Raw genomic sequence first — 13532 nt, forward strand, 5'->3', positions numbered from 1 at the left:
CGCGGCACGGCGGCAAGGCGGCGCGAATCGCCGTCGCGCCTTGCCGCCGCACGCGCCGCCCGGCGCTAATCGTTCAGCCAGTTCTCCAGCCGCAATCCCGGATAGCTCGTGAAATCGCGCTCGTCATTCGTCACCAGCACGACATCGAGCGACACCGCATGAGCGGCGATCAGTTTGTCGAGATGATCCTTCTTCCATGCGCGCGTTGCGTCACGCACGGGCCCATATGCTTGCGCGGCCGCGGCGTCGAACGGCGCGACGGGAATATCCTCGATCAGCGCCGCAAGATGGCGGCGCTCACGCGCGGGCGCCGCGCAAGCGGTGACGCCGTACTCCAGCTCGGCACACGTGATCGCCGACATCACGACGTCGCCCGTGTAGCACTGCGCAAATCGCTTCGCCACTTGCTCGGGCTGGCTCTTCATCAAGTAGATGCACATGTTGGTGTCGAGCATGTAGCGCGGCATCACAACCCCTCGCGTTCGGCCTGCTCGTGGTCGCCACGCCCTTCCGCCATGAAATCGGGCGCGAACTTCGCGAACTTCTTGAGCACCTGCGTCAACGGCCGTCGCGCCGGCCGGATGCGGATCTCGTCGCCGATGCGCTCGATCTCGAGCTCGATATCGCTGCGCTCATAAGCGAGATCCGCAGGAATTCGCACGGCCTGCGAATTGCCGTTCCGAAATACCCTCGTGGTATGCATGTCGACCTCTCGTCGGATGTACTGAGGATGTACATCATATGACGCCATGCGTGATGTAAATCCCTGTGTGTACATAAGCTCCCTCCATCGTCCGGCCCGATATTCACAGCGCCCACTTTCCACCGGCGCACGCGCCCGCACAAGCCGGCCGTCCGGCCAGTCGAAAGCGGCGCGAACGCCCGGCCGTGCTCCGGTGAACGCCCCTCGTTCCGCCCCTTTTCACCGGGCGGGCAACCGGCGTAAGCTGTACGTCCCGCTACCCAGGGAGACGGCAGCCCATGTCGCATTCCAAGGATCTCGAGCCGCGCACCACCACGGGCGCGCGACTGCTCGTCGATGCGTTGCTCGCCAATCACGTCGAACGCGTGTTCTGCGTGCCGGGCGAGAGCTTCCTCGCCGTGCTCGATGCGCTCGCGGACGACACCGCGCGCATCCAGACGGTCGTCTGCCGGCACGAGGCGGCGGCGGCCAACATGGCCGAGGCGGTCGGCAAGCTGACGAGCCGGCCCGGCATCGCGTTCGTCACGCGCGGGCCGGGAGCGACCCACGCGTCGATCGGCGTGCATACGGCGTTCCAGGATTCGACGCCGATGATCCTGTTCGTCGGCCAGTGCGCGCGCGAACACCTCGATCGCGAAGCGTTCCAGGAAATCGACTATCGCCGCATGTTCGGCCAGATGGCGAAGTGGGTCGCGCAGATCGATGACCCGCGCCGCATTCCCGAATATCTGAGCCACGCGTTCCATGTCGCGACCTCGGGCCGCCCAGGGCCCGTCGTGCTCGCGCTGCCGGAAGACGTGTTGTCCGAAGCATGTGCGCCGCAACCGGCCGTGCCGGCCGCGAAACGCATCGCGGCGTCGCCGTCGGCCGCGCAGCTCGACGAATTGCGCGAACGGCTCGCGCGCGCCGAGCGGCCGTTCGTGATCGTCGGCGGCAGCGGCTGGACGCCCGACGCCTGCGCGAACCTGCGAACCTTCGTCGAGCGCTGGCAGTTGCCCGTCGCGTGCGCGTTCCGCTTCCAGGACACGTTCGACAACGCGCATCCGAACTACGCAGGCGACGTCGGTCTCGGCATCAATCCCGCGCTCGGCCGGCGCATTCGCGACGCCGACCTGCTGCTCGTGCTCGGCCCGCGGCTCGGCGAAGCGACGACGGCCGGCTACACGCTGCTCGACATCCCGAAGACGCACCAGACGCTGATTCACGTCCACCAGGGCGCCGACGAGCTCGGCCGCGTGTATGCGCCCGATCTGCCGATCGTGGCGGGGATGCCCGAGATCGCCGCGCCGCTCGCCGCGCTGGAGCCGCCGCCGCAACGGCCGTGGGCCGGCACGGTCGCCGATGCGCACCGCGCGTACCGCGAATGGCATGCGCCGCTGCCGATGCCCGGCGACGTCCAGCTCGGCGACGTGATGGTGCAGTTGCGCGAGCGTCTGCCGCACGATGCGATCCTGACCAACGGCGCCGGCAATTACGCGATCTGGCTGCATCGCCACTTCGCGTACCGGCATTTTCGTTCGCAGCTCGCGCCCACCAGCGGCGCAATGGGTTATGGGCTGCCGGCCGCGCTCGCCGCGAAGTCGCTTTATCCGACGCGCGCGGTCGTCGCGCTCGCCGGCGACGGCTGCTTCATGATGGCCGGCAACGAGCTCGCGACCGCGATGCAGTACGGGCTGAACATCGTCGTGATCGTCGTCAACAACGGCCATTTCGGCACGATCCGCATGCATCAGGAGCGCAACTATCCGGGACGCGTGCACGGCACGGGCCTGACGAACCCCGATTTCGCCGCATATGCGCGCGCGTTCGGCGCGCATGGCGAGACGGTCGCGCACACCGCCGAGTTCGGGCCGGCATTGGAGCGCGCGCTCGGCTGCGGACTGCCGGCGCTGATCGAGATCCGCATCCCGCAGGACGCCAGCACGCCGGCCGCGACCCTCGAGCAGATCCGCGAGCAGGGCCGTCGCGCGCGCGGCGCATGACCGCGACACCGCTTGCGGCGGGCGCCGGCGCGGGCGTCGGCGTCGCACTGTCGCGCGACGCTGCGCTCGCCTACCCCGGCACGCTGCTCGCGCGCGACGGCACGCTGGTCGCACCGTACGATCTCGAGCACGGCAGCGAATGGGCGGCCGAGTACCTGCCGGCCGCACCTGCGCTGGGCCTGCTGCATGCGGCCCAGCGGCCGTTCCGGCTCGACTACGCGCGTACGGCCGACGTGCACGTGATCAACGGGATGGGCGTCGCGCTCGGCGATTCGGTGATCGGGCTGAGCGCGCTCGCGGCGTTGCGCGCGCGCCATCCGCAGCTGCGCTTCACGGTGTACCGGCCGGCCCGCGCGCCGCGCTACGTCGACGCGCTGTATGCGCTCGCAGCCGACGTCGTCGCCGTGCCGCGCACGCTGCCTTGCGCAGCCGATGCTCTGCCCGCGCACACGCGCTGCATCGATCTCGGCAATCACCTGTACTGGCCGGCGTTCGCGCGCGAGCCGATGATCGACTTCTTCCTCGCCGCGCTCGGCACCGATCCGGCCGCGGTGCCGGCCGCCGACAAGCGCAACCGCTGGCTCGCGAAGCTGCCGCTGCCTGCGCTGCCGCCCGCATGGCGGCGGCCCTACGTGCTGTTCTGTCCGACCGCGAGCACCGCGGTACGCAGCGTGCCGCCGGCGCTGCGTGCCGCGTTCGTCGACATGCTCGCGCAGCGTTACCGGATGCCGGTGGCCGGGTTCGGGCCGGTCGCGCATCCCGCATACGTCGACGTGAGCCGCGACGCGGCCGACACCGCGCACTTCATCGCGTGGATCGCCGGTGCGAGCATGCTGCTCGCGCCCGACACGGCCGCACTGCATATCGCGGACGGCTTCGACGTGCCGACGCTCGGCTGTTTCACGACGATCGCCCCCGAACTGCGCGTGCGCGACTATCCGCACTGCGTGCCGGTGGCGGTGAACGTGCCGGCCGAATTGCACGGACTGCACCGCAGCGAGCGGCCGGACGATCTTGCGGCGGTCGAGGCCGCCTACCGGGCGATCGACTGGACGGCGCTGTCTTGGCCAAGTGCGCGGGACGTGGTGGTCACGGGTGCGGCTGGGAGTACGGCGGGGAGTTAGGGTCGAAGTGCGGCTGGAAGTGCGGCTGGAAGTGCGGCTGGAAGTGCGGCTGGAAGTGCGGCTGGAAGTGCGGCTGGAAGTGCGGCTGGAAGTGCGGCTGGAAGTGCGGCTGGAAGTGCGGCTGGAAGTGCGGCTGGAAGTACGGCTGGAACGACCGCCTCAGAGCGCGCACGCTACGAGCGCGGCGGTCACGCCGACGCCCACGCGCGCCGCCGCATCCTGCGTCGCCCGGTCAGCCGGCCGTCACCATTGCGGCACGGTCGCGCAGCGTCTCCGACGGGCGCTTGCCGAACATCCGCCGATAGTCGGTCGCAAACTGGCTCAGGTGCCAGAAGCCCCACGCGGCCGCGACGTCCTGCACCGAGCCGGCCGCGCGCCCGCACAGGTCGCGCCGCGCGCCGTTGAGCCGCAGCGTGCGCAGATAGGTGGCGGGCGCCATCCCGAGCACATCCTGGAAGCAATACTGCAGCGTGCGCCGGCTCACGTGCAGCTGCTCGCACAGCTCCGGCACGCCGACGGGACGAGTACGGTGAGCGAGCACGTACTCGCGCGCCTGCTCGACGATCCAGCGCCGCGTCGACGGCGCACTGCCGACGCCATCGTCGGCCGGCTGCGCGCACGCGTCGAACAGCGCGGCCAGCACGCCGGCCTGCAGGTCGTCGCGCTGCGCATCGGCCAGCGGCCCGCCTGCGGCAGCCGCACCGTCGAGCCGCTGGCCGAGCAGTGCACACAGCCGCGCGAGCCGCGCGTCGCCGACCTGGATCACGCGCTGCGCGAACAGCCGCTCGTCGAGCGCGCGGTGTTCGACTTCCTCCGCGTAACGGCGCAGCACGTCGCCGCGCACGACCACGCCGTAGATCGAAAACTGCGCGGGCGTCAGCAATTCGAATTCGACGTTGCCCGGCCGGAACGCGAGCGCACCGGGCCCAATGCGGCATGCGTCGACCCGCGCGCTGCCGTCGTTCGCGAGCGGGATGCCGAACCAGTATGCGTCGCCGCGCACCTCGCAGGCCTGGCGCAGCAGATGGCTGGTCGATTCGCGAAAGAGCTTCATCGTGTCGAGCGGCAGCTCGGTCAGCGTGCCGACGAAGCGGCCGGCCGCGAGCTGGTCGTAGGTTTGCCGCCAGCCGATCAGGTTGCGCGCCTGTTCGTCGGCGTCGTGCGCGACGCTGACGACCGCCTGGCCGGCGAGCGCGTCGTCGCCCTGCGCGCTGCAGCGCGTGTTCTCGGCCGTCGGCTCGGCCGCGCACTCCACTCGTCGTTCCATCGTGTTCTCCTCTGCTGCCCAGGCGCGCGTGCGTCACGCAAGTCCCGTGCCGAACCGCGCGATCGGGCGAGAAGCCCGTCATTGCGCGGCGCACGGCCGGCGCGGGGCTGGCGCGCGCAACACGGGCGCACCCGCAGGCGGCGCGCCGCGCACCGAGCGGGTGCGCGATGCGCGGCGGCGGCCATCGACGCCCCTCGGCGGCCGGCTACGTGCCCGGTCGCAAGCGCACGACGCGCGTGCCGCAATTGCCGTACGCCTGCTGGATCGCCAGCTCGACGATCGGGCGGCCGGCGGCCCAAGGCGCCGCGTCGGCGCCGCCGAGGTCGGTGCGCAACGTCGCGCGGCCGTTGATCCGGTAACGGATGCCGCGCACGAAATCGACGAACAGCAGCCCGATGCCGACCGCCTCGTCCGCGCGCATGGCGATCCGGTTGCCGTCGTCATGGAGCGGCAGCACGAAGCGCAGCGTTTTCGTGTCGACCACGCGCACGACGGGCAGCAGATCGCCGTTCGCGTCGCGCTGGCTCTGCACGATATCGCAGGTCGCCGCGCCGTCGGACGTCGCGCCGACGAACATGAACGGCTGCGTCTCGACGAACTGGCGCACGCCGATGCTCAGGCGCGTCGTGACGACCTCGCTCATCCGTTCGGCATCGTCGGCCACGCCGAAGCGTTGATGTGCATCGAGTTCGCCCGCGTGGAACACAGGGTGATGTGGAAAGGAACGCGGCGGTTCGGCCATGCGGGCTCCGGTAGGCGCGTCGTTATGCGATACGGGCCGCTCGCGCTCGGGCGATCGACGGCGTCGTTGCCGTCGCGCTCGGACGCTGCGGCGATATGCGGCCGACGTCGCGTATCGAACGCGAACCCCGAACCACGAGAAGCGGAACAATCAGCAGACGATGAAGCACCGGACACGACGGCCGGCGGCGCATGCAGCGTGCGCCACGGCGGCTTGCTGGCCGCAGACTGCACGGCCGGCCAGCGCCGCACGGCCCTTGCGCGCCGCGCGACGTCGCGTGCGGCGTGGTCCAGCCCCGGCGCCTCACCGCTGCCGCGGCGATCGGAACAACCCGAACGCCTCGACCGGTACCCGGACCAGCAGACACCGCCGCACGGCGCTCACATGCCGCACGACACCACGTGCGGCACGGTCCGGCCCCGGCGCTTCACCCCTGCCCCAGCGATCAGAAGAACCCGAGCGCCTCGGCCTGGTAGCTGACCAGCAGGCACTTCGTCTGCTGATAGTTGGACAGCGCCATCTTGTGCGTCTCGCGACCGATGCCCGACTGCTTGTAGCCGCCGAACGCCGCATGCGCGGGATACAGGTGATAGCAGTTGGTCCACACGCGGCCGGCCTCGATCTCGCGGCCCATCCGGTATGCACGCGTGCCGTTGCGCGTCCACACGCCCGCGCCGAGCCCGAAGAACGTGTCGTTCGCGAGTTCGATCGCTTCCTGCTCGTCCTTGAACGTCATCACCGACGCGACCGGCCCGAAGATCTCTTCCTGGAACACGCGCATCTTGTTGTTGCCGAGCAGCATCGTCGGCTTCACGTAGTAGCCCGCGCCGAGATCGGCTGCCGGCGCCGTGCGTTCGCCGCCCGTCAGGCATTGCGCGCCTTCGCCGCGGCCGATGTCGATGTACGACAGGATCTTGTCGAGCTGCTGCTGCGACGCCTGCGCGCCGATCATCGTCTGCAGGTCGAGCGGATGGCCGGCCTTGATGCGCTCGACACGCGCGACCGCCTTCTCGATGAAGCGCTCGTAGATCGATTCCTGGATCAGGATCCGCGACGGGCACGTGCACACTTCGCCCTGGTTCAGCGCGAACATCGCGAGGCCTTCGAGCGTCTTGTCGAGGAACGCGTCGTCCTGGTCGAGCACGTCGGCGAAGAAGATGTTCGGGCTCTTGCCGCCCAGTTCGACGGTCGACGGAATCAGGCTCTCGGCGGCGGCGCGCAGGATGTGCTTGCCGACCGGCGTCGAACCGGTGAACGCGATCTTCGCGATGCGCTTGCTGGTCGCGAGCGCCTCACCGGCTTCCTTGCCGAAGCCGTTGACGATGTTGATCGTGCCGGCCGGGAACAGGTCGCCGATCAGCTCCATCAGCACCAGCACCGATGCAGGCGTCTGCTCGGCGGGCTTCATCACCACGCAGCAGCCGGCTGCGAGCGCCGGCGCGAGCTTCCAGGCGGCCATCAGCAGCGGGAAGTTCCACGGGATGATCTGGCCGACCACGCCGAGCGGCTCATGGAAGTGGTATGCGACGGTGTTGTCGTCGATCTCGGAAATGCCGCCTTCCTGCGCGCGGATGCAGCCGGCGAAGTAGCGGAAGTGGTCGACCGCGAGCGGCAGGTCGGCGGCCATCGTCTCACGCAGCGGCTTGCCGTTGTCGATCGTCTCGGCCACGGCCAGCAGCTTCAGGTTCTTCTCCATCCGGTCGGCGGCGGCGAGCAGCAGGTTCGCACGCTCGGTGACGGACGTCTTGGCCCACTTGCGGCGCGCGGCGTGTGCGGCATCGAGTGCGGCCTCGATGTCCTCCGCGCCCGAGCGCGGCACGCGGCAGAACGGCTTGCCGTTGATCGGCGACACGTTCTCGAAATAGTCGCCCTTCACCGGCGGAACCCACTTGCCGCCGATGTAGTTGTCGTACTGCTGACGATACGGATATTCGACGTCGAGGCCCAGTTGTTTCAGGTCAAACGGGTTCATACATGTCTCCTGTTCATCGTGCTTGTGTGAATGCAGCGCCGGTTGGATCGCGCTGCACGGATTACGCAACATGCGTGCCAAAGCGGGCCGACAAGCAAACCGGAGCGATGCGTGCGGCCGTCCGCCGCGCGCAGTCGCTGCACGCATCGCGCGAGTGTGTCGATTCTGAACAATACGATGGCACAGCCGCGGCGCGGGTGTTCGGATTTTCCACAGCGCGGCCGCGCCGCCGCATCGGTGTGTGACAGTCGGCGCGTGGCATGTGGCTTGCGTACGGCTCGGTGTTTCGTACGCCCAGACGCGACCACCGAACCATGACCGATGCGGCCCCTCTCAGCGACGATGCCGTCGCCTTCATCCAGGAACAGGCGTTCCTGATCGTCGCGACCGCGAACGCGGCCGGCGACGCCGATTGCTCGTATCGCGGCCGTCAGCCGCGCGCCGACGGCTCGTTCGCGCCGCTGGTCCATGTGGCCGATCGCAGGACGCTGGTGCTGCCCGACTTCGCGGGCAACAACCTGTTCAACACGATCGGCAACCTGCTCGTGAACCCGTCGATCGCGCTGCTGTTCGTCGATTTCGTGCGGCAGACGACGTGGCTCGTGCAGGGGCGCGCGACCGTTGACGAAGATGCCGCAAGCCACGCGCAGCTGTGGCCCGATGCGCGGCGCTACGTGGTCGTCGCGGTGGAGCGCGCGCAGGCACGCGCGGATGCGCGGCTGCCGCCGCTGGTGCTGGCGTGACGCGGCGTGGGGCGGGCGTCGGGTCTTCGGATCGGTAGGACTACGCGGCGTTGCGCGCCGCGCGCCGCGCCGCCGCATCGCCACGCATGCGGCTGCCGTCGTCGGCGCCCGTCGTCGCGTCCGGCGCCGGCCGCGCGCCGAGAAACGCGAACACCACACCCGCGCACAGCACCGTCACCACCGCGAGCGCGAGCAGCAACCGGTCGAACGCGTGCAAATAACTCGCCAACAGCGTCGCGCGATCGACGCCCGGCAACACGGCCGCCGCGCCGGCGAGATCGCCGGTCGCGAGCCGCGCGGCCGCGCGCAGCGCCGCATCAGACGCGCCGGACTCGCCGGCCGCCGGCACGCGCCGCAGATCGGCGTGCGCAAGCGTCGCCAGCACCGCGCCGACGATCGCGAGCGCGATGCCCTCGCCCGCCACGCGCGTCGTGCTGAAGATCCCCGTCGCCATCCCCGCGCGCTCCTTCGGCACGACGCTGACCGACAGCCCGTCCATCAACCCCCACGGCATCCCCGCCCCGATGCCGATCGCGAGCATCGGCCCAATCGCGGCCGGCCCGGCGCCGCCGCGCAGCGCCACATCGAGCCACACCAGGCCGGCCGCCGCGAGCAGCAGACCGAGCCCCGAGATCACGCCGGCCGACAGCCAGCGCGTGAGCGTCGCCGCGACCAGCGGCACGATGAGCATCGGCGCGGAGATCGCGAGCATCAGCCAGCCTGCGTCGATTTCGCTGAAGCCGTCGATGCCGATGAAGCGCAGCGGCAGCACGACCAGCAGCACGATGTAGCAGCAGCAGGTCGACACCGGCAGCACCTGCACGCCGACGAAGCGCGGAATCCGGAACAGCGACAGGTCGAGCATCGGCCGCGCGACGCGCGTCTCGATCGCGACGAACGCGCACGCGCCGAGCGCCGCGCCGGCCAGCAGCACGACGACGAGCGGGTCCGTCCAGCCGCGCGCGGGCGCCTCGATCACGCCGAACGTGAACAGCGTCAGCGCGCCGGTGAACGCGACGGTGCCGGGCCAGTCGAGCCCCGTCGCATGCGGATCGCGCGACTCGTGCATGCGCGGCAGCCCGAGCGCCAGCGACAGGACGCCCGCCGCCGCGCCGGTGACGAAGATCGCGCGCCAGCCGTGATGCGCGATCAGCCAGCCCGCGAGCACCGGCCCGAACGCGAGGCCGACGCCGAACGTGGTGCCGAGCAGGCTGAACGCGCGCGTGCGGGCCGCGCCGTCGAACTCCTGCGCGAGCGCGGCCGTGCCGCCCGCGAGCGCCGCGGCGGCCGCGAGCCCCTGCGCGGCGCGCAGCAGGTCGATCGCGAGCATCGACGGCGCGAACGCGAGCGCGACCGACATCAGCGTGAAGCCGCCGACGCCGATCGCGAACACGCGCTTGCGGCCGAACTGGTCGGCCAGCGCGCCCGCCGCCATCAGGCAGCTGCCGAACGCGAGCATGAACGCGTTGGTGATCCAGTTCATCGCGACGGGGCCGCCATGCAGGTCGCGGCCGATCGCCGGCGTCGCGACCGCGCCGCCCGAAAACGACAGCGGCAACGCGACGGCCGCCATGCACACGGCCGCCAGCACCCACGCGCGCCGGTGTGCCGCGCCGGTCGAACCGGCTGAAAACGGGTGATCCATCATCGCTCCTCGAAATGACCGCGCGGATGCGCGTCGATAGCGATCGAAGATAAATCGGATTGAATCCGCGAAAAACCGTGCAATGCTCCGCATATATCGGAATAGAATTCCGCAATTCACGATCAATCGCAGCCCGCTCCGTCTCGATGGAAAACCTCAATGGCATCGCCGCGTTCGTCCGCGCCGCCGAAGCGCTGAGCTTCGTCGCGGCCGGCCGCGCGCTGGGCATTTCGGCGTCGGCCGTCGGCAAGACGATCGCGCGGCTCGAGCAGTCGCTCGGCGTACGCCTGTTCAACCGCACGACGCGGCGCGTCACGCTGACCGACGAAGGGCGCCATTTCTACGAGCGCTGCCAGCGCATCCTGGAAGATCTTCGCGACGCGGAAGCGACCGTCACGGCCTCCGCGCAGCGCCCACGCGGCAGGCTGCGCGTGAGCCTGCCCGTGATCGGCTACCGGTTTCTGCTGCCGGTGCTGCCGGCGTTTCGCGAGTGCTACCCGGAAGTGGAGCTCGACCTGGATTTCAACGACCGGATGGTCGACGTCGTCGAAGGCGGCTTCGACGCGGTGATCCGCAGCGGCCCGCTGTCGGATTCGAGCCTGATGTCGCGGCGGCTCGGCCCATTCGCGTTCGTGCTGTGCGCCACGCCCGCGTATCTCGCGCGGGCCGGCACGCCGCGCGTACCGCACGATCTCGACACGCACGATTGCGTGCGCTACTGCTTTCCGACCACCGGCAAGCTACAGGACTGGGCGCTGGCGGCCGACGACGGCACACCGCTGAAACTGCGCACCGCGATGACCTGCAACAACATGGAAGCGCTGCGCGGCGCGGTGATGGCCGGCCTCGGCATCGGCTACATGCCCGACTTCCTCGCGCGCGACGCGCTCGACGCCGGCACGCTCGTCACCGTGCTCGACGACTACCGGATCGCACCGGGACAGTTCTCGATCGTGTGGCCGTCGAGCCGGCAGCTGTCGCCGAAGCTGCGCGTGTTCGTCGACTTCCTGTGCGAGCGGCTGTTCAGGTAGCCGAACCGCGCGCCCGTGTCGGCCGCCGCGCCGCGCGCCATCGACGGCACACCGTCACGCGGCGCCAATCCGCTCGGCCTGTTGCGGCGGCAACAGCGCGTCGCTGTCGTCCTTGAGCCCGACCCCCGTGAGCCGCAGCCGGCGCGCCTCGGTCATCAGGTAGTGCAGCTTGTGCGCCGCCGCCGCATGCGGCAGGCCTTCGGGCCGCACGTTCGAGATGCAGTTGCGCTGCGCGTCGTGGCAGCCGACCTTCGGCGCCCACGTCAGGTACACGCCGAGGCTGTCCGGCGAGCTGAGCCCCGGCCGCTCGCCGATCAGCATCGCGACGGCCCGCGCGCGCAGCAGCTCGCCGATCTCGTCGCCGAGCGCGACGCGCGCCTGCGTCGCCACCACTACCGGGCCGAGCCGCCAGCCGTCCGCGTGCAGCCGCGGGCACACGGCCTGCAGCAGCGGCAGCGCCTGCTTCGCGGCCGCGAACGCGGACAGCCCGTCGCCGACCACGAACACCACATCGGGCGCATCGTCGAGCATCGCACCGTAGCCGGCCAGCAGCGCGCGTCCGTCGTCCGACAGCTTGCGGCCGAGATCGGGACGGCGCAGGTAATGCTGGCGATCGACGGCGGCGCTCTGCACGCCGAGCGTCGCGAAGCCGGCCGTGTCGAGCTCGCGACGCAGCGCCTCCGAATCGAGCGGCTGATGCACGGCGTCGCGCGCCTGCGCATGCGACAGGTTGAACGCGAGCAGCGGCGCGGTCGGCAGGCTGCTGCCGGCGCGGCCGAGCGCGATTCGCGCGTTCGTGAACGCCTTCAGCTGCGCCCACGGATTCTTCTCGACGGCGTCGCTCATGCGGAAATCCCCATCCAGTCGTTCGCGCCCGCGAGCAGCGGCACGCGTGCGTTCGCCGCGCGCAGCGCGCCGTGCGCGTCGGCGATCTCCATCGTCTCGAGCCACTCCTCGAACTCCGGCGCGCGGCGCAGGCCGAGCACCTCGCGCACGTACAACTGATCGTGAAACGACGTGCTCTGGTAGTTCAGCATCACGTCGTCCGCGCCGGGAATCCCCATGATGAAGTTGATGCCGGCCGTGCCGAGCAGCGTCAGCAGCGTGTCCATGTCGTCCTGGTCGGCTTCCGCGTGGTTCGTGTAGCAGATGTCGCAGCCCATCGGCACACCGAGCAGCTTGCCGCAGAAGTGATCCTCGAGGCCCGCGCGGATGATCTGCTTGCCGTCGTACAGGTATTCCGGGCCGATGAAGCCGACCACCGTGTTCACCAGGAACGGATCGAACTTGCGCGCGACCGCATACGCGCGCACTTCGCAGGTCTGCTGGTCGACGCCGAAATGCGCGTTCGCCGACAGCGCGCTGCCCTGGCCCGTCTCGAAGTACATCACGTTGTTGCCGACGGTGCCGCGCGCGAGCGACAACGCGGCGGCGCGCGCCTCGCCGAGCAGCGCGAGCGAGATCCCGAAGCTCGCGTTCGCCTTCTCGGTGCCCGCGATCGACTGGAACACGAGGTCGACCGGCGCGCCCTTGTCGATCGCCGCGATCGTGTTGGTCACGTGCGTGAGCACGCAAGACTGCGTCGGCACGCCGTAGCGCTCGCGGAAGCCGTCGATCATCGCGAGCAGCTTGACGATCGCCGCGAGGCTGTCGGTTGCGGGGTTGATGCCGATCATCGCGTCGCCGCAGCCGTACATCAGCCCGTCGAGCATCGACGCGGCGATGCCCTTCACGTCGTCGGTCGGATGATTCGGCTGCAGCCGCACCGACATCCGGCCGGGCAGCCCGACCGTGTTGCGAAAGCGCGTGACGACGCGGCGCTTTCTCGCCGCCGCGATCAGATCCTGGTTGCGCATCAGCTTCGACACGGCCGCGACCATCTCCGGCGTGAGCCCCGCTGCGATGCGTTCGAGCGCCGCGCCGTCGGCCGCCGGCGACAGCAGCCAGTTGCGGAAATCGCCGACGGTCAGATGCGAGATTTCCGCGAAGGCCTGCGCGTCGTGATCGTCGACGATCAGGCGCGTGACTTCGTCCTGTTCGTACGGGATCACCGCCTCGTTCAGGAACGCCTTCAGCGGCACGCTCGCGAGCGCGATCTTCGCGGCCACGCGCTCTTCCTCGCTCGCCGCCGCGACGCCGGCGAGCTGGTCGCCCGAGCGCAGCGGGCTCGCCTTCGCGAGCAGCGTTTTCAGGTCCGCGAACCGGTACGTGCGCGGGCCGATCGTCTCCGTATAGGACATCGTTCGAATCTCCTTGCCAGTGCTTGCGCTGCCTGCCCACCTCTTCCGCCTGCCGAACGCCAACGGCGCGCCCGTTCCATCGG

13 protein-coding genes are annotated in these 13532 nt (G+C 70.0%); 4 read left to right on the forward strand and 9 right to left on the reverse strand.

Annotation, left to right across the window (positions count from 1 at the left end):
• Positions 1-65 precede the first annotated feature (65 nt).
• On the reverse strand, positions 66-467 hold the full coding sequence (locus MBR110_RS01560) for a type II toxin-antitoxin system VapC family toxin (protein WP_034192973.1): 402 nt from the start codon (positions 465-467) through the stop codon (positions 66-68).
• A complete protein-coding gene (gene vapB / locus MBR110_RS01565) occupies positions 467-703 on the reverse strand; it encodes a type II toxin-antitoxin system VapB family antitoxin (protein ID WP_011882846.1) in 237 nt (78 codons plus the stop codon). The genes MBR110_RS01560 and vapB overlap by 1 nt, the downstream gene beginning before the upstream one ends.
• 278 nt (positions 704-981) lie before the next feature.
• Between vapB and MBR110_RS01570 the strand changes: the two genes are divergently transcribed.
• Both MBR110_RS01570 and MBR110_RS01575 read left to right on the forward strand, forming a co-directional pair.
• Positions 982-2685, forward strand: coding sequence for a thiamine pyrophosphate-binding protein (locus tag MBR110_RS01570; protein WP_059621851.1), 1704 nt, complete (start codon positions 982-984; stop codon positions 2683-2685).
• The gene (locus MBR110_RS01575) at positions 2682-3809 is read left to right on the forward strand and encodes a hypothetical protein (RefSeq protein ID WP_059621849.1); all 1128 of its coding nucleotides are present in this window, start codon (positions 2682-2684) and stop codon (positions 3807-3809) included. The genes MBR110_RS01570 and MBR110_RS01575 overlap by 4 nt, the downstream gene beginning before the upstream one ends.
• Here the strand turns inward: MBR110_RS01575 and MBR110_RS01580 are convergent.
• The 4 genes from MBR110_RS01580 to exaC form a co-directional block, all read right to left on the reverse strand.
• Positions 3775-3981 (reverse strand): hypothetical protein, encoded by a 207-nt coding sequence (locus MBR110_RS01580; protein WP_181709139.1) that lies wholly within the window; start codon positions 3979-3981, stop codon positions 3775-3777. The two genes, MBR110_RS01575 and MBR110_RS01580, sit on opposite strands and share 35 nt — an antisense overlap.
• A gap of 60 nt (positions 3982-4041) precedes the next feature.
• A complete protein-coding gene (locus tag MBR110_RS01585; RefSeq protein WP_011882843.1) occupies positions 4042-5076 on the reverse strand; it encodes a helix-turn-helix domain-containing protein in 1035 nt (344 codons plus the stop codon).
• Positions 5077-5281: 205 nt separating this feature from the next.
• Positions 5282-5818, reverse strand: coding sequence for a hypothetical protein (locus tag MBR110_RS01590; RefSeq protein WP_011882842.1), 537 nt, complete (start codon positions 5816-5818; stop codon positions 5282-5284).
• Between the two features lie 445 nt (positions 5819-6263).
• A complete protein-coding gene (gene exaC, locus MBR110_RS01595; protein WP_011882841.1) occupies positions 6264-7790 on the reverse strand; it encodes an acetaldehyde dehydrogenase ExaC in 1527 nt (508 codons plus the stop codon).
• Positions 7791-8104: 314 nt separating this feature from the next.
• Here exaC and MBR110_RS01600 point away from each other — a divergent pair, with 314 nt between their 5' ends.
• Positions 8105-8533 (forward strand): pyridoxamine 5'-phosphate oxidase family protein, encoded by a 429-nt coding sequence (locus tag MBR110_RS01600; protein WP_045578627.1) that lies wholly within the window; start codon positions 8105-8107, stop codon positions 8531-8533.
• Positions 8534-8573: 40 nt separating this feature from the next.
• Here MBR110_RS01600 and MBR110_RS01605 read toward each other — a convergent pair whose 3' ends face one another.
• Positions 8574-10178: an MFS transporter gene (locus MBR110_RS01605; protein ID WP_059475946.1), complete on the reverse strand. Its 1605-nt coding sequence runs from the start codon at positions 10176-10178 to the stop codon at positions 8574-8576.
• Between the two features lie 146 nt (positions 10179-10324).
• Here MBR110_RS01605 and MBR110_RS01610 point away from each other — a divergent pair, with 146 nt between their 5' ends.
• Positions 10325-11209, forward strand: a complete 885-nt coding sequence (locus tag MBR110_RS01610) for a LysR family transcriptional regulator (RefSeq protein WP_011882838.1) — start codon at positions 10325-10327, stop codon at positions 11207-11209.
• Between the two features lie 54 nt (positions 11210-11263).
• Here MBR110_RS01610 and eutC read toward each other — a convergent pair whose 3' ends face one another.
• Positions 11264-12055, reverse strand: a complete 792-nt coding sequence (eutC, locus tag MBR110_RS01615) for an ethanolamine ammonia-lyase subunit EutC (RefSeq protein ID WP_011882837.1) — start codon at positions 12053-12055, stop codon at positions 11264-11266.
• On the reverse strand, positions 12052-13449 hold the full coding sequence (locus MBR110_RS01620; protein WP_059475945.1) for an ethanolamine ammonia-lyase subunit EutB: 1398 nt from the start codon (positions 13447-13449) through the stop codon (positions 12052-12054). The genes eutC and MBR110_RS01620 overlap by 4 nt, the downstream gene beginning before the upstream one ends.
• Positions 13450-13532: the final 83 nt, after the last annotated feature.

The organism is Burkholderia sp. MBR-1 (genome assembly GCF_013822785.1).
Taxonomy (GTDB): Bacteria; Pseudomonadota; Gammaproteobacteria; order Burkholderiales; family Burkholderiaceae; genus Burkholderia; species Burkholderia vietnamiensis.

Coding starts and splice junctions, on each gene's coding strand:
- MBR110_RS01620 (WP_059475945.1), bottom strand. CDS start 13,449: ATGTCCTATACGGAGACGATCGGCCCGCGCACGTACCGGTTCGCGGAC.
- MBR110_RS01585 (WP_011882843.1), bottom strand. CDS start 5,076: ATGGAACGACGAGTGGAGTGCGCGGCCGAGCCGACGGCCGAGAACACG.
- exaC (WP_011882841.1), bottom strand. CDS start 7,790: ATGAACCCGTTTGACCTGAAACAACTGGGCCTCGACGTCGAATATCCG.
- MBR110_RS01600 (WP_045578627.1), top strand. CDS start 8,105: ATGACCGATGCGGCCCCTCTCAGCGACGATGCCGTCGCCTTCATCCAG.
- MBR110_RS01575 (WP_059621849.1), top strand. CDS start 2,682: ATGACCGCGACACCGCTTGCGGCGGGCGCCGGCGCGGGCGTCGGCGTC.
- MBR110_RS01570 (WP_059621851.1), top strand. CDS start 982: ATGTCGCATTCCAAGGATCTCGAGCCGCGCACCACCACGGGCGCGCGA.
- vapB (WP_011882846.1), bottom strand. CDS start 703: ATGCATACCACGAGGGTATTTCGGAACGGCAATTCGCAGGCCGTGCGA.
- MBR110_RS01610 (WP_011882838.1), top strand. CDS start 10,325: ATGGAAAACCTCAATGGCATCGCCGCGTTCGTCCGCGCCGCCGAAGCG.
- MBR110_RS01605 (WP_059475946.1), bottom strand. CDS start 10,178: ATGGATCACCCGTTTTCAGCCGGTTCGACCGGCGCGGCACACCGGCGC.
- MBR110_RS01560 (WP_034192973.1), bottom strand. CDS start 467: ATGCCGCGCTACATGCTCGACACCAACATGTGCATCTACTTGATGAAG.
- eutC (WP_011882837.1), bottom strand. CDS start 12,055: ATGAGCGACGCCGTCGAGAAGAATCCGTGGGCGCAGCTGAAGGCGTTC.
- MBR110_RS01590 (WP_011882842.1), bottom strand. CDS start 5,818: ATGGCCGAACCGCCGCGTTCCTTTCCACATCACCCTGTGTTCCACGCG.